This window comes from Streptomyces sp. ActVer (genome assembly GCF_027270795.1).
GTDB lineage: Bacteria > Actinomycetota > Actinomycetes > Streptomycetales > Streptomycetaceae > Streptomyces > Streptomyces umbrinus_A.
Genome location: NZ_JAPWHT010000217.1, coordinates 1 through 16854, shown reverse-complemented (window position 1 = coordinate 16854; position 16854 = coordinate 1). Strand labels below are relative to the sequence as shown.

The following is a 16854-nucleotide window of genomic DNA, read 5'->3' as shown; positions in this document are numbered from 1 at the left end:
AGCAGCAGCGCCGCGACGAGCTGCCGCGCGAGCAGTTGGCTCGGCCCGGCGCCGGGCACCCGGTTCGGCAGCCCGACGCCCGACAGCGCGGCCTTCACCTCGACGAGCACACACGCGGTGAACTGGGCCCAGGCGAACCAGACGACGACGGTCAGCGTGTTGATGAACGTATCGACGCTGATCTCTTTCTGGAGCCAGTCCAGACTCGGCGAACCGCTCGGCAGCGGCCATCCGATCTGCGAGGCCAGCGCCCCGGGCACCCCGATCAGCAGCACGAGCAGGGCGACGAAGGCGAGGAACGCCTTCAGAAAGTCCCCGAACGAACGGCGACGCCGAGGCAAGGGCTGCGGCGTCCGATTCCTCGGACCCGGCGAGCTTCCCGTCGAGTTGGAAGTGGTACGTCGCGCCATGGCGGGTGTCCTGGTGTCGTGTGTGGAGGGAGGGTGAGCGGGGGTGTGCTGAGCCTACTTAGATCTTATTGAGGGTGTCGAAGGGCGGGGAGAGGAGGAGTCCTCGACCCCGACCGATTCCTCACCGCCCGCCCCCTATGCCCGCGATATCCAATCAAGCCTCTGCCCTTCTCGGCCTGGGCTCCGGGCACTTCGCAACTGTCACGTCACAGATCTCACGATCCCCACACAATCCCCCAGCACCGCCCCGAGGCCCTCTACGCGCCCCTGGTAGCTTCGTTCTCTGTTGCACACATGCCTTATACAGGGGGAGTACACCCGTGGCCCGCCGCACCGTGACCACCGCTGCCGCGCTCGCCGCCTCCGCGGCGCTTCTGCTGACCGCTTGTGGTGGGGGCGACGATTCGTCGTCGGACGACATCAAGGGGGCGGACAAGGGGTCGAGTCCGTCGGCTTCGGCGTCCTCCTCCGCGTCCTCCAAGGTCGAGCGCCCCAGGATCACGATCCCGAGCAGCTTCAAGCTGACCTTCGAGAGCTGGACAAGCAGCGACGCCAAGGAGCAGGCGGTACTCGACGACGCCAAGGAGGAGCTCCGGGCAGGGTACGCGGCGATCATCGCCAACGCCCCGGACAGCGAAGACCTTGCCTTCTACGACACCGAGACCGGCCTGCCGCAGAGCAAGAAGTGGATCAAGTCCTACACGGACAAGAACGTCACCGTCATCGGCGAACTGCCCGCCTTCGATCCCAAAGTCACCTTGGTCGACAGCGGCGACGGCAGGACGGCGTCCCTCCGTTACTGCACGGACGAGAGCAAGGCGTACACAAAGAACCGTAAGACGGGCAAGGAAGTGGGGAATCCCGCAGGCACAGACCCGGAGGTCGTGTACGTCGTCACGCTGAGAAAGAGCGCTCAGGGGGTGTGGCAGAACGCGTCCGTCACCTCTAAGAGGGGCGGGTGCCCAAAGTGACATCGTGGCGCAACGGACTACTTGTGATCGCCACGTCACTTGTCGCGGCGCTCCTGAGCTCCACTCCCGCCAACGCGTTCGGCGGCTCCGACACGAGAGGCGAAGCCACCGACAAGGTGGTCTCCGCCTCCGTCTCCCAGTCTCGGATCAAGGTCACCCAGATCAGCGGCCCCACCGGCGGAAAGCGCGGCGCGCTCTCGTCGACGGACGTGAACTGGAAGCCGCCGCCCTGCTGGTACGAGCCCGTCTTCACTCCAGCCCAGCTCAAGACCTTCTCGGAGACCGACGGCAGCGGTGACGTCAGCCTCCGCCAGGGCTGGATCGGATCGCGTCTGTGGACCGAGCACTTCAAGGACGAGAAGGACGCCAGTAACTACTTCGGCACCCCGTCGAGTGTGAAGGGCTACAAGAACTACAACCTCGACCAGGACGGCTACTTCTGGCGCGGAGTCGCTCCGGACGTCACCACCATCGACGACACGTCGAAGTGCAACCGCCTCATGTTCTGGCAGAACGCCGGCGAGATCCCCGACGTACCGGACGCCCCCACGCCGAAGACCCTCGCCGACTACGCGTACGACAAGGTCAAGGTCCCGGACACCGAGATCGAGTTGAAGCCGGAGGCCGAGTCCACGGTGAACCTCCCGACCTGGGTCTGGCTGGACAAGGGCACGTTCCAGGAGGTCAAGGTCCGCGCCGAGTTGCCCGGTACCAACCTCTGGGCGGAGACGACGGCGAAGCCGGTCGCCCTGCGTCTCGAACCCGGTACCGAGGACGCCGAGACCTACCCCGCCTCAGGTGAGTGCGAGATCAACGGCGACGGCTCGATCGGCACCCCGTACAAGAAGGGCGACGCCGAGCAGACGCCTCCCTGTGGCATCACGTACCTGCGTGCCACCGGCGGAGAGCCCTACGCGCTCAAGGCCTCCGTCACCTGGCAGATCTCCTGGGAGGGCACCGGCGGTGCGGGCGGTGACCTGCCCGACGGCACCTTCGAGACCACCCAGGACATGAACGTCCAGGAGATCCAGTCGATCAACCGCTGAAGCACGACCGCCCGTTCGCGGCGGTCGTTCCCCTTCTGCGAGACCCCACAACTTCTCCGAGCCCCCACAACAGAAGAGACGCGCACACCATGGCATTCCCCCACCCGGCACGCGCCGCACGCACGACCGGCATCGCTCTGCTGATGCTCGGTCTGACTTCCACCGTCGCTCTCACCGGGTGCGGCGGCACCACGGACGAGGACGGGAAGGCCGGCACGAAGGCCTCGGCCTCCGCCGCCGCCCCCAAGGGCGCCGTGACCCGCGAGCAGGCGGCGAAGATCGTCGACAACTACGCGGCTGTCAACAGCAAGGCGAACGCGACACGGAACGCCAAACTGCTGGCGACGGTCGAGGGCGGCCAGCTCCACGAGCAGAGCAAGGCGGACTACAAGACCTTCAGCACCTGGACGAAGGCGGACCAGGGCGACTACGAGAAGCCCTTCTCCTACCAGGACCGTACGTACTACCTCCCCGCGGGTGAGGACTGGTTCGCCGTCAAGGCAACCGCCAGCGGATCGAAGAGCCCCGCCCTCCTGGTCTTCGACAAGGACGGCGGCGCCTGGAAGTTGATGTCCGCGGTCTACTCCGACGCACCGATCCCGGCGATCGACACCGGCAACCACGGTCTCGCCACCGCCGTGGCGCCCTCCACCCGTGTCGGAGCCCTGGCCCCGAACGACGTGAGCGCGGCGTTCGAGGACCTGTACGAGACCGGGGGGAAGAAGGCCGGCGCCGCGATCTCCCACACCACGGACCCGGCCAAGGGCGCCCTCAAGCTCTACGACAAGCGCGACAAGGGCGACCTGGCCAAGTGGGCGACCAAGAAGTTCTTCGCCAAGGACCCGGCGTACGGGACGACTTACGCGCTGCGGCTGGCCGACGGCGGTGTGCTCGCGGTCGTCCCGACCGCCCACACCCAGGAAACGCTGCTCAAGCAGCAGTACATGGGCAGCTTCGAGATCACCCCGAACAAGGAGGAGGCCCTCTACAACCCGGCCAAGCGCGCCATCGTCACCGACACCTTCCAGGGCATGACGCTGGCCACCCTGCCGAAGTCGGGCAGGCCTTCGGTGATCGCGTACGAGTACCGGATGACGGACTCGAAGTAGACGACGGGACCGGTGAGGCATGGTCGGCACGGTGACGGGGGCACCGTGCGCCTCATATAGTCACGACTTGCGCAGACAGCAGACACGAGCCGCCGAGGCACGCACACCACAGGGGGAACGCACATGGGCAAGCCCGACCTCGCGCTGCCGCTCAGTGAGCTGGAGGACTACGGCACCCGGCTGCGTGACATCAAGACGCGGATGAACCACACCAAGAAGCTCTTCGAGTCGTACAAGGACGACATCGGCGACGGCGGCGTCTACGACAAGCTGGATGACTTCGAGTCCAACTGGGAGGACGGCCGCGAGGACATCAACCAGCAGCTCGACGCGCTGGCCCAGATGTCCGAGGCGATCGTCCGGGAGTTCAAGAAGCTGGACGACGACCTGGCGAAGCAGGTCTCCGAGGGCGTGAAGTCCGACGGCAAGGGCGGCAAGGAGGGCGGCGGCAAGTAGGCCACCCCGCCCGCGTGGTGAGCGCCCGAGCCTCGGCCGGCCTCGCCACCCACGCCCGTCGGCACCCCTCGTTGGCCGACTCCGTCAGCCCACCTCGTTGGCCAGTCCGGTCAGTCCGGTCAGCCCACCCCGTCAGCCGACCTCGTTCTCGGCGACCGCCCGTCCCCGGACCGTCACGTCCCCGCCGTAGAACATGCCCGTGAAGACCGGCGAGTACGTGAGCTGGACCTCCACCTCGACCTCGTCGGCGTTGGCGGCGACGCAGTGGGTGGCGGCGATGTCCGCGCCGGTCATGCCCATCTCCTGGGCGAAGGCCTTGACCCGGGCGCCGCAGTTCTCGAAGAGGATGGGGGCGCCGCCGCCTTCGTTCTCGTACAGCTCCTCCAGGTCCACGTCCTGGGCGGCGTAGCGGGCGGCCTGTTCCGCGATGTCGGCGGCGCGTTCGCGCTTGGAGATGGACAGGCCGCCGTCGATGACGAAGGCCGACAGCGACAGGAACACGAGCGCGAAGATGATCACCGCTCCGGCGCCCGAACCCCGGTCGTCGAGGCGTGCTCGGCGTACGTCCGTCCAGGAGCGCACGGCTCCTGCGACGCGTCCGGCCGTATCCATCAGCACCCCCATCCGCCCCGTCACGCCTTCCTCTTGAAGGGATCCAGCGGTGAGGTGAACGACGCCGTCAGCCGGGTCGGGACATCCAGGCCGAGCATGGCCAGGCCGCGTACCTCGCAGCTCACCTCGACCGTGAACAGGTCGGCGTCCTCGAAACCGGCGCTCGTCTTGTTCACCGTCACCGCACCGGAGCAGACGTCCGCCAGGTCGGCGTCCGCCGCCTTCTGCGCCTCCGCCATCGCCGAGGCCACATCCCGCTGGAGCGACCCGGATCGAGCCGCGTCCCTCGCCGCCCCGTCGATCGCCCCTCGTCCGTCCACCAGTTGTCCGAAAGCCACCAGCACCAGGATGAAGAGGATCATCACCGGCGCCAGGATCACCACCTCGACGGTGGACAGCCCGCGGTCGCTGCCAATGCGACCGCGACCGCCAGTGCCACTGCCACTGCCAGTGCCACTGCCACTGCCACGAACGGCCGGGGCCAGAGCCAGAAGCCGGCGGCGTACGAGAGCGCGCATCTAGTTCCCGTCCTCCTCGACGAACCGCTCCACCGGCCCCACCGACTGCGCGTGCACCGTGAGGTCCAGCCCGGGGAACACCGACGGCACCTTCGCCGTGATCTCCACGCCCACCGTGTTCTGCTCCGGCTGGAGCATCTCCACGTTCGGGGAGAGCACCAACTGCGGCCCCAGCTGCGCGATGTAGCTGTCGACGACGTCCCGTGCCTCGCCCCGCCACGCGCCCGGCTGTTCGTCGGCCGTCGCGCGGGCCTTGCGGGCGCCGGCCTGGGCCGCAGCCTGGGCCACGTGGTCGGCGAAGAAGTACAGCGCGAACTGCACGGTGGCGAAGATCATGAAGAAGAGCACGGGCGTGAGCAGCACGAACTCGATCGCGGTCATGCCGGAGTCGCCGCGGGTGGAGGCGGCCTCCACCCGGCGGCGTACCCAGCGTCGTACGCTCACCAGTTACCCCGTATGAGAGATATGAGAGGGAAGAGAGTCGGAAGGCGGAATCAGCAGGTGCTGCCCGCGTCCGCGCCCTTGATGCAGTCGCCGACCTTGTTGGCGCCGTCGCTCAGCGCGGCGTTGATGATCGCGGCGACCACGCCGACGATCGCCACGACGACCGCCGAGATGATGACCCACTCCACCGCGGACGCACCACGGTCGAGCTCGCCGGAGCGGGCACGCTGCACCCGCCCCTGGAGGAAGGTGATCAGGAAGTCCACCCCCGGGATCCCGGTGCTGAAGTTCCGTCCGTTCATGGTGAGTTGTCCTCTCAAGACAGTTCTCGAGTCATTTCAGAGCAGTTCGAGGATGCAGTTGTCGGTGCCGGAGTCAGACCTGGAACACACGCATCGCCGCCGGGAAGATCAGGAAGACGAGGAAGCCCGCGCAGAGCAGCAGCTGCGCGACGAGCATCGACTGCGACTTCTCGCCCGCGCTGCCCTCGATCTCGGCGAGTTCACGGTGCCGCATCGTCTCGGCCCGGGAGGCGAGCGACTCGCGCACCTTCGCGCCGTCGTCCGCGACCAGCGCCAACGAGGCGGAGAGGTCCTTCAGCTCCTCCACCCCCAGGTCCTCGCCCAGCGAACCGAGCGCCTGCCACTGGCTGATGCCGGTGATCCGGGCGTCCGCGAGCGCATTACGGATGCGCTGCGTGGCCCAGCCGTCGGAGACCTCGGCGGCGGCCATCAGGGCCTCCGGGAGACCCCGGCCGCCCGCGAGGCTCATCGACACGAGGTCCAGATACGCGCCGATCACGCGTCGCAGGTCACGTCGCTTCTCCGCCGCGTCCCTGCGTACTTCCAGGTCCGGCAGGAAGAAGAAGATGGTCGCGAACATCAGCGCGAGCCAGACCGGGATGACGGGGCTGCTGCCGAAGCCGAGCGTCCAGACCACGGCGAACATGAACGGGCCGAAGAACAGCCCGGCCGCCGCCAGCAGCACCTTCGTCGCGAGGAAGTTCTCCCAACTCCGGTCGAGCACGGCCAGATCGGCCCGCAGCGACCGCAGCTCCCAGCCCTGTTGCATGTAGAACTCGGAGACGCGCGCGCCGACTCCGGCCCGTACGGTCCCGATCCGCCCCGCGTCGGCGGTGCGGTGCGAGGACTCGTACGCCGCTCCCCGCGCCCGCATCGCGTCGATGCGCGCGACCTGCGAGACCGCGCTGCGCTTGGCCGGCATCATGGCGCGTACGAGGGCGTAGATGCCCAGGCCCAGGACGGCGCCGACCACGACGGGCATGGTCAGGGACGAGTTCATCGGCGTACCCCCTCCTCCGGCAGCGTCTGCGACGGAGCCTGTGTCTGGGACGGCGACGGCGTCCGGGGACGCACGAACTGGACCGACGCCTCGTCCCGGACCAGGAAGCGTTCCGGCGTCTCGATGGTCGAGAGCTTGCGCAGCCATACGAAGCCGAGCGCGAACAGGCCGCAGACACAGGCGAGTACGAGCTGGCCGACCGCCGTGCCGTACGGCTCGACGAATTCGCGGTTGAAGATCGACAGGCCGAGCACGAAGGCGACCGAGACGGCGACGACGATCTGTACGGAGCGCCGGGTCGAAGCGCGCTGTGCCATGACCCTCTGTCGCATGTCGACCTCTTCGCGCGCCGACTTGGCGAGCGCGCCCAGGACCTGCCGCAGACCCGGGCCGCGCAGCCGCGCGTTGAGGATCAGCGCGGCCACGATGATGTCGGCGGACGCGTCGTCGATCTCGTCGGCGAGCTGCTGCAGGGCTTCCGGCAGCGGCGTGCGGGAGCGGAGGCGGTCGACGAGGGCGTCGAGGTGCGGGCGCAGGACCGGTGCCGCGGCGCGCGCGGAGGCGGGGATGGCCTGTTCGAGGCCGACCGCGCCCGCGATGGTGTCGCGCAGCGACTCGGTCCAGGAGGCGAGTGCCTCCACGCGGCGCATGGCGGACTTCTCCTCGGAGGCGCCGCCGAAGAGCTTGTCCCAGAAGAAGACGAGGACGGCGGTCGCGATTCCGGCGACGGCCCACCGTGTGAGCAGCAGGACGACGATGCCGGCGCCGGCCGCGATCGAACCGCGCCGGCCGGCGAACCGTACGAGCTCGGAGGCCCGTTCGCTCGCCTTCTGCTTCTCGTGCTCGGGCTTGGCGGGCAGTCCGCGGACCGCGACGGCGAACAGCGCGAGGCCGCCGCCGACGGCGATACCGCACGCGAGCGCGTACAGGACCGTGGTCGAGAACAGCCCGCCCATGGAGCCGAGTCCGTCGAGATTCATGGTCAGCTCACCCCCAGTTCCCGCCGCCGGGCAGGCGATAGCCGTGCTGGATCAGGTCTTCGAGGCAGGAGAGGGGCGCGTGCGGCACGATCCGGCCGTCCGCGGCCTCGGCGAACACCTCGCTGGACAGGACGCGTCCGTCGACGCCGTTGACCTCGCGGATGGAGGTGACCATGCGCTGGAGTCGGCCGCCCGTCTGGTAGTTGTTGCGCCGCTGGACGAAGACGACGAAGTTCACCGCTCCCGCGACGAGCATCTGGCTGGCCTCGATGGGCAGCCGCTCGGTGGCCTGGAGCGCGTACGTGGAAATACGGTTGAAGACCTCGCTGGAACTGTTGGCGTGGATCGTGGACAGCGAGCCGTCGTTGCCCTGCGACATCGCGTTCAGCATGGTCACGATCTCGTCGCCGAGGACCTCACCGACGATGACGCGCGAGGGGTTCATACGCAGCGACCGCCGGACCAGCTCCGCCATCGAAATGGTGCCCTGGCCCTCGGAGTTGGGCAGCCGCTCCTCGAACGCCACGACGTTCGGGTGCAGATCGGCGAAGGTGTCGAGCCCGAGCTCCAGGGCGCGCTCGACGGTGATGAGGCGCTCGTGCGGCGGGATCTCGTTGGCGAGCGCGCGAAGGAGCGTCGTCTTACCGGCGTTGGTCGCACCCGCGATCATGATGTTCTTGCGGGCCCGGACGGCGCAGGCGAGGAAGTGCCCGATGTCGGGGGTGAGCGTGCCGTTGCCGACGAGGTCGGACATGAAGACCTTGCCCATACGCGCGCGACGGATGGACAGGGCGGGCCTGCGCGTCACGTCCATGACGGCGGAGAGGCGGGACCCGTCCGGCAGCCGCAGGTCGAGCTGCGGGTTGGCGGAGTCGAAGGGCCGGGAGGAGAGTCCGGAGTACGCGCCGAGGATCTGGATGAGCTCGATGAGCTCCTCGTCGGTCTCGGCGACGGGATCGCCCTTGGTCTCCTCGCCGTTGGCGTAGCCGACGAAGACCTGGTCGTACCCGTTGATGTCGATGTTCTCGACCTCGGGGTTGTCCAACAGCGGCTGCAGACGCCCCACTCCGAAGAGCGCGGCGTGCACGGCGGCGGCGTACTGCTCCTCGGTCTCGGCGTCCAGCGGCGTACGCCCGGAGTTGATCTCCGTGCGGGCGTACTCCTCCAGTATCTGGGCTATCACCGCGCGGGCGTAGTGCCGCTCGTCCTCGTTGGACATCGGTGTGACGCCGGAGACCTGGTCGAGCCGGCGCTGCTCGGCGATACGGTCACCGGCCTCCTGCCGGAACCGCTTGACCAGCTGGTGGTCGACTGCCGTCATCGGCCCGCTCCGGCGGTGGGCTGACCGTTCGGACCGCCTGCCGCCGGTACGGCCCAGGCCGCGCCGAACTGCTGGTAGAGGTCCGAGGTCACCTTGCGCGCCGAGCGGATGAGCAGCGACTTGTCGAGCCGTCCGCGCTTGCGGCCGGCCAACTGGTCGGCGCCTGCCGGGTCTTCGGCGATCGTGCCGACGACGCGGGCGCCGGTCTGCGCGGCCACCAGCATGTCGTTGACCTGGTGGACGAGCTTGCCGGACTCGCCCGGGTCGGTGATGAGGACGACACCGATGAGGGGCGTGCTGAGGGCGGCCGCACCCCGCGCTCCGCCGTGCAGCTTGGCGCTGAGGGCGGCGGCCCGGTCGCGTACGCGCGCGATGGCCTCCGGCTCGGTGCGGGAGATGAGGAGTACGAGGGCGGCCTGCGAGAACATCTCGACGGCCGGGGTGTCCCCGCTGATCCGTCCGCAGTCCGCGATGACGTCGGCGGGCGCGTGCGGGGAGTCGGCGAGCTGCGCGAAGGCCCGGCCGAGCGTGGGCCACAGCCCCGCGAGCCCGGCCGCCTGCTCGGCGTTCCCGAGCCCGACGAGCACTTCGAGCCCACCGCTCAACGGCTGTACGTGGTCCCAGAGTTGATCCGGTACCAGACCACGGCGGGCGGTGGCGGCGATGGACAGCATGCCGGTGTTCGGGTTCAGCGGCCCGCCGTGCGCGGCGGCACTGCGGTACACGAGGTCGCCGCCGGCCGGGTCGGTCTCGGCGAGCAGCACCCTGCGGGGCCAGACGGCGGCGAGGGCGACGGCCGCCGTGGTGACGCCGGGGGAACCTTTGTCGGCGGCTAGGGCGATGAGGGCCATGGTGTGTGTGACTCTCTTCGCCGCTAGTTGCCGGGAACCTTGACGAGGGCGACCTTGTTCGCCGCGGCGGCGCGGGCCAGCGCGGCGGCATCGCTCTCGTCGACGGTCACCGTGTAACGCTTGTTGGTGCTGCTGATGGTGGCGTCGCCCTTGTCCGTGGGCACGGTGTTGACACGCGCGTCGGAGACGATCGGCGTACTGCCGCTGCCCGCGGTACCGGTGCCCGTCTCGTCGTCCGAGTTCGAAGAACTGGTGTCGCCGACCTGGTAGGCGGCCACGAGGTCGCCCGGCTCGATGCCCTCCGGGTACTGCCCCTCCTTGAGGGAGAGACCGACGATGGCCTTGCCGGCCGGGAGGGCGCTCTCGGTGCCGAACATCTCGCCGATGACGAGGGTGCCCCCGTAGATCGTGGACTTGGCCTTGAGCTTCTTCAGGGTGTCGACCTGGGTCCACTTGATGTAGTTGACCCCGGAGTCACCCGCGACCAGCACCGACTCCACGTTGTCGCCGACGGACTGGCCGGCCTGGATGTCGCTGGTCACCTTCACGACCTCGACACGGTCGCCGGCGCGGAGCACCAGCATGGTCGCCCCGAGCGCACCCACGAGGATCAGCAGGACCGCGAGCGCGGCCAGCGCGGGTTTGCGCTCGCGAGGCGGCGAGGGAAGGCGCTCCCCCATCGTCGGCTGAACCGGCGCAGCGGAACGGTTGTTGCCCGCCCCCGTACGCTCCTGGATCTTCACGCAACCGCTCCCCGTACACCCAAGAAGGTTTCGTCATTCAGGACACTTGGAACACTTCGGCCGCACCGGGCGTACCGCCCGACCTGGTCGAACAGCCACGGCCGGAATGAGTGTCAAGTCATCGCACCGTATCAGCAGCGCATAAGCCCCTCAAGGCGCGCCCGTGGCCTCGAATCTCACACGCCCCGACGTTATCCACGCGCAATGCGGGCCGTTCGGTTCCCGGTCGAGGAAGGCCCTGCATACGGGGCCGCCACTGTGCACCAGCGAATCATCCACCCCTGCTCGGACGGCCGTTCGTCACGCTCCGTCCATCAGGTCTGCACTACTCGCTCACGGGGGTCGGGTGGGGGCATGGGAGGATCGCCGACGATCTTCAGCCACGCGGACGACGGCCCCATCCGTCATCCCGCTTCCCCCCGCGAAAGCCAAGGAGCCCGCCCCCACATGAAGCGATCCGCCCTCGCCGCCTCCGCGCTCACCGTCGCCGCACTCGCCGGACTGACCGCCTGCGGAGGCGGGGACTCGGAGACGGACGCGGCCGACAAGCCCGGGACCGGGGCCACGGCCTCCCGGGCCAAGGAGGTCAGCCCGGCGGACCGGCTGGCGAAGCTCATGATCACGAAGTCCGACGTGGGCGGCTACAACATCGAGAAGCCCTCCGCCGAGTTCGCCTTCGCCAAGTCCCCGGACGAGGTGACCCTGGACAAGAAGGTGTGCGCCCCGCTGGCGTACGCGATGAACCAACTCCCGCTCGGCGAACCGCAGGCGGACCTCACGCGAGTCGCCTCGAAGGGCGGCCTCGTCGGCGGCTACACCTACGTCACGCTCACCACCTACAAGGACGGCGGGGCGGAGTCGGCCATGGCCGGCCTCGCCAAGGCGGTGGCCTCCTGCGGCGACGGCTTCACCGCCAAGTCGAAGAGCGGCACCAGCCCGTACGACTCGGTCACCGCGGAACCGACCACCAAGGCGGGCGACGAGTCCCTCGCCTTCAAGTCCACGATGACGGTCCTGGGCACCACACACACGCTCCACTCGGCCGCCGTACGCCGCGACGAAGTCATCGCCGTCTACTTCTCGGTGGACGGCAGGGCGATCGCGGAGTCCCGGCCGAGCGACACGAAGCTCGCGACCGCGGTGGTGGAGGCGCAGAACGCGAAGCTCGACTGATGCGCGTCGACCCGGGCGCACCCTGGCGCTCGGGCCGACGACAGGAAGCACACCGAGCCAGCGGCCACCCGTACGAGTGAGCCAACGTCCCGGCGCCTGCGCGCGGAAGGGCGGACCAAGGGCCGCATCTTGCCGGCTAATACACCGCCCTCAACCCGTCCGCCCGGTCCAGGGGCTCCGCAATAGCCATGCGCATACGCACTGGCGGAACGCCGTACGTCGGATCCAGGCTGATCTCTACGCAAGCATTTACCGCGACACCGACCCACCAGGGGCACTTCACTCCTGATCCCAGCCGGCCAGTTCGGCGACGGACGATGTGGCCGCCTTGAACTCGTCGCGTACGGGGGCGCAGGATTGACGGAGACTCTCGAGGAAGTCCCTACCGAGGCGAGGTTCGGCCTGATCGCCCGTCAGAGCCCGTACTGATTCGACGAACGCGTTCTGGGCGTCCTGCTCCATCCGCTGAAGCCGGCCAAGCCCCTCGTCCTCACCGGCTCGGGTAATGACGACTTCACTTCCACCGAGCTTGAAGTCGAAACTTCCCATAACCGTTTCGAGTGTCTGTCCAGACATCTCGGCCCGTGCCGGACTCGGATTCAGGTGGACCGCGATGGCGTTGACCGCCAGCATCGCGGACTGCACGACGGAGAACCCTCTGCTGCCCGGGTCATCGACGTCCATGGATTCCGTCCTGGTTTCAAAATCCTCAAGAATCTCGATGAGTTCATCCTCGTCGACCTCTCCGAGGGGTGCTTTCCAGGCCACTTCCAGAACCTGAGAGAACCACTCGGCATCCTCTGGGTCGGCCAGCGTGACGAAGATGCCACTCCCACGCTCCGCGCAGCCCAGGCAGAACCCCGCCAGGAAGTGGGCAGGGAGATCACGAAGCGCCGAGTAGGCTTCCACATTGCGAGCCAACTTAGTCTCCTCGGGTCCAGAACAAGGTATAAGGTGAATTCTGTGGCTGATGGCCACGAATCCCCTGCCCACCGATTTCTATACCGCGCACATCGATTTGCGGCAGACATATGTCATTGCAGAAGTTTCGCGAGGCCGCTCCGTAAACAGCGTGCTCGTTGGGCCCCAGGGCGTTGAGTATACCGTCCTCGGCATGCCCGGGCGCCCTCACGAACTCCTCCCCCTCTCGCAACTGCCACCCGGCAGGCATGGGGCCGTCACCGTTAATTCCGATCCGCCTGACGAACTGTCTCGTTTCAGAATTGAATACACCGATTACCGAAGTAGTTCCTCTGACATCAGCCATCCAGTAGTCGTTCCTGAGGGACTGCAACTCCTCCGCACGATCCAGTGCGAGAAGTGCATCCTCACGCGTTCCCGGACTGCACGGGCTGAGCCCGAGGGGATCGATCCATACATAGGGGTTGCCGACGTAGGCGTGCGGGTTTGGCCCGGGAAGGAGACCCAGGGGGTCAGGAGTCAGGTAGCGGGCGGTCTCGGGGTCGTAGTGCCGGAAGAAGTTGTAGTGGAGACCGGTCTCCGGGTCGAAGTACTGCCCAGGAAACCGGAGCGGCGTGTACGCCGTGCTGCGTGAGGCCCAACTTGTACTGCCCCACAAGGAAGTTCGGGTGCGCCAGGCGATATCCCCTGATTCGTCGACGAGTTCGGTGGGAGTCCCCACCATGTCGGTGACGATCGCGAAGAAGCGGGAGTCGATCTCGTCCTGCGGCATCTCGGCTGCCGCGATGCGCTCGGTCTGGGCTACCGGGCGGTGGTTCTGGTGGTCCCAAGTGAGAGTGACCTGATGCGGAAACTCTTCGCTGGTGACAGTCTGTTCACACAGGGTCGTGCCGTCCCAGGTGAATTCGGTGCGTTCAACAACCGTTTCACCGTCAGCTGCCAGGCGGAGCTTGGCCGTACGACGGCCCAGGGGGTCGTAGGTGTAGCGCCACAGGGTGCCGTCTGGGGTGACGGTCGAGGTGAGGCGGTCCTCGGCGTCCCAGGTGTAGCGCCAGGTGTCCGGCTTCCGCGAGAGTCGGGTCTTCTGACGCAGCGTGATACGTCCGAGCGCGTCGTGCTCGTATCGGACCCGACCGGCGGCGGTGATACGAGTTCCTGTGTAGGTACGCGCCCCTGTCGCTTCATGGCCTGGGTGAGTGCGAGGCCATGTCGCCCGGGTCTGGTTGCCCACTGAGTCGTAGTCATAGGTCTCTGTCCAGTTCTGGGCTTGGACAGACGTAACTCTTCCTGCCGCGTCGAGACCGAAGTGACGGGTGCCCGCCTGCTGGTCGGTGAGCTCGGTGAGATGGCCGTCGGCACGGTAGGAATAGACGCGACTCTGGACGGGGTGGGCATCGGCGTCGGCGATCGACTGAGAAGTCAGGCGTCCCAGTTCGTCGAAGGCCTGGGCCAGGGTGACGCTCGCCCCCATGGTGCGGGCCACTTCCCGGCCTGTCGGATCACGATGGAAGTCGACCGTACGGCCGGAGGCGTCGAGCCTGGTGCGGTGTCCGGCGGGGTCGTAGGTCCAGGTGCTGTGCGCGCCGCCGGGTGTCGTGCGGCGGATGCGACGGCCTACCGCGTCATAGGTATGAGTGAGGGTGCGGCCATTGGCCGACTCCGATATGAGCCGGCCCAGGTGGTCGTATTCAAGCAGGAGTTCGCAGTCCGAGCCGGCGGCTCTGGTCAGGCGACCGTGCAGGTTGTAGTCGAAGATGGTGATCGATCCGGCGACATCCTTGCGGATGATCTGACCGAACACGTCGTGATCGAAAGCGACGGTTTCGCCGACCGCGTTGGTACGGGAGAGCACCCGGTTGGCCGCGTCGTGCGTATAGCTGAGCCTACGGTCGTCGAAGTCCGTTTCCGCTGTCAGACGTCCTGCGGCGTCATACTCATAACTCCAGGTCAGACCCAGCGGGTTGGTCACGCTGGTGAGTCGCAGCGAGGCGTCGTACGCGAGTTCGGAACGGGCGCCGTCGGGAGCCGTACGTGTGGCGAGTCGGTCGAAGTGCGTGTACTCGAAGTGCGAGACCTGTCCCAACTGGTCCGTGTGGCTGGTGCAGTTGCCCTCGCCGTCGTAGGCCCAGGTCTCAGTCGAGCCGTCAGGAGCGGTACGACCGATCAGGCAACCCTCCGGTGACCAGTCGAAGCGAGTGGTGTGCCCCAGAGGGTCGGTCACAGTGACCGGCCGACCGAACACATCGCGTTCCCAGGTGGTTTGTGCGCCCAGCGGGTCGGTCACCTTCATGGGCAGGCCCGCGGGATTGCACCGCACAGCGGTGGGATGCCCCAAGGCGTCGCTGACGGTCGTGGCGTGTCCCGCTGCGGTGTACGTACTGCGGGCCGTGTTCCCATCTGGGTCGGTCGCCGCGACACAGTTACCGCGCTCGTCGTAGGTGTATCTCCAGGTGGTTGCGTCCGGAAGGGCAATCGCCGCGGTGAGATTGAGGTCGTTGTAGGTGAAGTGGACGACCGAGCCGTCCGGCCGAGTGACCTCGGTCGGCTGTCCCAGCTCGTTGTTCACTGCGCTGGTGGTGTTCCCGAGTTGGTCCGTCGCGGAGATGAGGTGGTGATGGGCGTCGTAGGCGGTGCGGACCGTACCGCCCAGCGGGTCGACTTCCGCGACGACCTGGCACTCGTCGTTGACGACGAAGCGGGACGTCTCGCTCTGTTCCGTGGTCACCTCTGTGATGCGGCACCCGGGCCACGCGGGATCCACGACGTCGTAGGCGAAGCGGTGCGCCATGTGCCCGGCCTCGCCGCCCTGCACGACGCAACGGTCCTGGGAGTCGTAGGCGTACTCGTAGCGGCTGCCGTTCGTGTCCGTCCAGGAGGTGACGCGCAGCAGTTCGTCATAGGTGAACCGCAGTGGCAACCCGGAGGAGTTGGTGATCGAAGTGAGGTTGTCGTCGGTGTAGCCGTACCGCTTGACCACCAGATCCGTGCCACCTTCGCCGGCTCCCGCCAGGCTGAGCGCGGTGACACGGCTGTCGTCCACGGTGAAGGTGAGGCGGTATCCGCCTGAGTGCCTGATGGCCAGCGGAGTTCCTTCGTCGTCGTAGTCGAAGGTGATGGTGTTGTGGTTGCGATCGGTGATGCGCTCAAGAAGGGCCAGACCCCCGCCGGGTACGGCGAACTGGTGGCTGTGGCCCGTGATCGGATTTCTGACGCGGTATCCGCCGTCGGCCAGACGGGTCAGGGGCCAGCGCGGGCCGGACTCGGGCATGACCGGGAGATCCGGCCCGTCGGGGTGCGGGTAGGCGAGCAGCATGCCGTCCTCGGTGACGAAGACGATGCCGCTCTCGTCGATCTCGAGCCGCTGGTCGAGAGTGGAGGCCCAGGTGGGTCCGAACCACCAGCCGCACCGGTAGCCGGAAGTGGTCCGCCGGGCAAAGCTCAGCGGGAGCGCTCCCGAAAGTGCGATGTCGACGCCGTCCAGGAACATCCACCCGGTGGCGGGGTCGACCGGGTCCCCACAGCCCTTGATCTTGGTCTTGAGTCGGTTGTACGCGCCCTTGGCTCCGTCGGCGAGGGCAGTCTTGGCGTTCTTCGCCAGACCGCCGAGACCCTTGGCCATGCCTTTGAGCCCCAGCTTGCCCGCGGTCCTGAGACCTTTCGCGAGTCCACCGAGGGTGGTCAGCCCCTTCATGCCGGGTATGCAGTCAAGCGCGGCGAAAGCCACATCCAATAGGGAGGCTTGGCCCTTCATATATTTATTGAGGGTGTCGGCCAGGACGACAAGCGCGGCGATGAGAACGATGGCGCCGAGGATGGGCCCGCCGATGATCATCGCGATGATGCCGAGGACGGCGACGACGACCTTGCTCACGGCGACGATGGTGTCCCAGTTGTCGACGAACCAGTCCCCGACCTCCTCATACCACTTCCGGTTCTGAATCCCGGCGTCGGACGCCTCGTCCAGCTTCCGCTTGGCGTCACCGGCGGCGTCCTCGCG

General features: G+C 67.6%; 16 protein-coding genes and 1 pseudogene. 5 read left to right on the top strand and 12 right to left on the bottom strand.

The genetic code is table 11. The annotated features are described in order from the left end of the window. Positions 1 to 410 (bottom strand): annotated as a pseudogene (locus tag O3Q52_RS30205) (hypothetical protein); the annotation flags it as partial. Between the two features lie 320 nt (positions 411 to 730). Between O3Q52_RS30205 and O3Q52_RS30200 the strand changes: the two are divergent. From O3Q52_RS30200 to O3Q52_RS30185, 4 genes are all read left to right on the top strand, one after another. Next, positions 731 to 1381, top strand: coding sequence for a hypothetical protein (locus O3Q52_RS30200; RefSeq protein ID WP_269651864.1), 651 nt, complete (start codon positions 731 to 733; stop codon positions 1379 to 1381). Between the two features lie 23 nt (positions 1382 to 1404). Continuing rightward, positions 1405 to 2427 carry a hypothetical protein gene (locus tag O3Q52_RS30195; protein ID WP_269651863.1) on the top strand — a complete coding sequence of 341 codons (1023 nt, stop codon included), beginning with the start codon at positions 1405 to 1407 and terminating at the stop codon, positions 2425 to 2427. Between the two features lie 89 nt (positions 2428 to 2516). After that, positions 2517 to 3536, top strand: coding sequence for a hypothetical protein (locus O3Q52_RS30190; protein ID WP_269651862.1), 1020 nt, complete (start codon positions 2517 to 2519; stop codon positions 3534 to 3536). Between the two features lie 123 nt (positions 3537 to 3659). After that, positions 3660 to 3992, top strand: coding sequence for a hypothetical protein (locus O3Q52_RS30185; RefSeq protein WP_269651861.1), 333 nt, complete (start codon positions 3660 to 3662; stop codon positions 3990 to 3992). A gap of 132 nt (positions 3993 to 4124) precedes the next feature. Here O3Q52_RS30185 and O3Q52_RS30180 read toward each other — a convergent pair whose 3' ends face one another. The 9 genes from O3Q52_RS30180 to O3Q52_RS30140 form a co-directional block, all read right to left on the bottom strand. After that, a complete protein-coding gene (locus O3Q52_RS30180; RefSeq protein ID WP_269651868.1) occupies positions 4125 to 4604 on the bottom strand; it encodes a pilus assembly protein TadG-related protein in 480 nt (159 codons plus the stop codon). 20 nt (positions 4605 to 4624) lie between these two features. After that, a complete protein-coding gene (locus O3Q52_RS30175; protein WP_269651867.1) occupies positions 4625 to 5020 on the bottom strand; it encodes a TadE/TadG family type IV pilus assembly protein in 396 nt (131 codons plus the stop codon). Positions 5021 to 5122: 102 nt separating this feature from the next. Continuing rightward, the gene (locus O3Q52_RS30170) at positions 5123 to 5503 is read right to left on the bottom strand and encodes a TadE family protein (protein WP_269651866.1); all 381 of its coding nucleotides are present in this window, start codon (positions 5501 to 5503) and stop codon (positions 5123 to 5125) included. A gap of 113 nt (positions 5504 to 5616) precedes the next feature. Further along, positions 5617 to 5868: a hypothetical protein gene (locus O3Q52_RS30165; protein WP_055610899.1), complete on the bottom strand. Its 252-nt coding sequence runs from the start codon at positions 5866 to 5868 to the stop codon at positions 5617 to 5619. A 73-nt stretch (positions 5869 to 5941) separates the two neighbouring features. Then, positions 5942 to 6868, bottom strand: coding sequence for a type II secretion system F family protein (locus tag O3Q52_RS30160; RefSeq protein WP_269651859.1), 927 nt, complete (start codon positions 6866 to 6868; stop codon positions 5942 to 5944). Then, complete coding sequence (locus tag O3Q52_RS30155; protein ID WP_269651865.1) at positions 6865 to 7824, bottom strand: type II secretion system F family protein; 960 nt, start codon at positions 7822 to 7824, stop codon at positions 6865 to 6867. Before O3Q52_RS30155 ends, O3Q52_RS30160 begins: the two co-directional genes overlap by 4 nt. A gap of 31 nt (positions 7825 to 7855) precedes the next feature. Next, entirely contained in the window at positions 7856 to 9169 is a 1314-nt protein-coding gene (locus O3Q52_RS30150; protein ID WP_269651858.1) for a CpaF family protein, read from the bottom strand. Then, positions 9166 to 10020 carry a hypothetical protein gene (locus O3Q52_RS30145; protein ID WP_269651857.1) on the bottom strand — a complete coding sequence of 285 codons (855 nt, stop codon included), beginning with the start codon at positions 10018 to 10020 and terminating at the stop codon, positions 9166 to 9168. The genes O3Q52_RS30150 and O3Q52_RS30145 overlap by 4 nt, the downstream gene beginning before the upstream one ends. A gap of 23 nt (positions 10021 to 10043) precedes the next feature. Further along, entirely contained in the window at positions 10044 to 10763 is a 720-nt protein-coding gene (locus O3Q52_RS30140; protein WP_269651856.1) for a hypothetical protein, read from the bottom strand. Positions 10764 to 11210: 447 nt separating this feature from the next. Here O3Q52_RS30140 and O3Q52_RS30135 point away from each other — a divergent pair, with 447 nt between their 5' ends. Then, a complete protein-coding gene (locus tag O3Q52_RS30135; RefSeq protein ID WP_269651855.1) occupies positions 11211 to 11936 on the top strand; it encodes a hypothetical protein in 726 nt (241 codons plus the stop codon). Between the two features lie 279 nt (positions 11937 to 12215). On the opposite strand, the gene O3Q52_RS30130 is transcribed toward O3Q52_RS30135, so the two are convergent. Both O3Q52_RS30130 and O3Q52_RS30125 read right to left on the bottom strand, forming a co-directional pair. Next, positions 12216 to 12857 (bottom strand): hypothetical protein, encoded by a 642-nt coding sequence (locus tag O3Q52_RS30130; protein ID WP_269651853.1) that lies wholly within the window; start codon positions 12855 to 12857, stop codon positions 12216 to 12218. Between the two features lies 1 nt (position 12858). After that, positions 12859 to 16854 (bottom strand): RHS repeat-associated core domain-containing protein (locus tag O3Q52_RS30125; RefSeq protein WP_269651852.1); only part of this gene is annotated, 3996 nt, incomplete at its 5' end.

Excerpts from the sequence above, each read along its gene's own strand:
- O3Q52_RS30170 (WP_269651866.1), bottom strand. The coding sequence starts at position 5,503 with ATGACCGCGATCGAGTTCGTGCTGCTCACGCCCGTGCTCTTCTTCATG.
- O3Q52_RS30180 (WP_269651868.1), bottom strand. The coding sequence starts at position 4,604 with ATGGATACGGCCGGACGCGTCGCAGGAGCCGTGCGCTCCTGGACGGAC.
- O3Q52_RS30155 (WP_269651865.1), bottom strand. The coding sequence starts at position 7,824 with ATGGGCGGGCTGTTCTCGACCACGGTCCTGTACGCGCTCGCGTGCGGT.
- O3Q52_RS30190 (WP_269651862.1), top strand. The coding sequence starts at position 2,517 with ATGGCATTCCCCCACCCGGCACGCGCCGCACGCACGACCGGCATCGCT.
- O3Q52_RS30185 (WP_269651861.1), top strand. The coding sequence starts at position 3,660 with ATGGGCAAGCCCGACCTCGCGCTGCCGCTCAGTGAGCTGGAGGACTAC.
- O3Q52_RS30160 (WP_269651859.1), bottom strand. The coding sequence starts at position 6,868 with ATGAACTCGTCCCTGACCATGCCCGTCGTGGTCGGCGCCGTCCTGGGC.
- O3Q52_RS30135 (WP_269651855.1), top strand. The coding sequence starts at position 11,211 with ATGAAGCGATCCGCCCTCGCCGCCTCCGCGCTCACCGTCGCCGCACTC.
- O3Q52_RS30150 (WP_269651858.1), bottom strand. The coding sequence starts at position 9,169 with ATGACGGCAGTCGACCACCAGCTGGTCAAGCGGTTCCGGCAGGAGGCC.
- O3Q52_RS30165 (WP_055610899.1), bottom strand. The coding sequence starts at position 5,868 with ATGAACGGACGGAACTTCAGCACCGGGATCCCGGGGGTGGACTTCCTG.
- O3Q52_RS30145 (WP_269651857.1), bottom strand. The coding sequence starts at position 10,020 with ATGGCCCTCATCGCCCTAGCCGCCGACAAAGGTTCCCCCGGCGTCACC.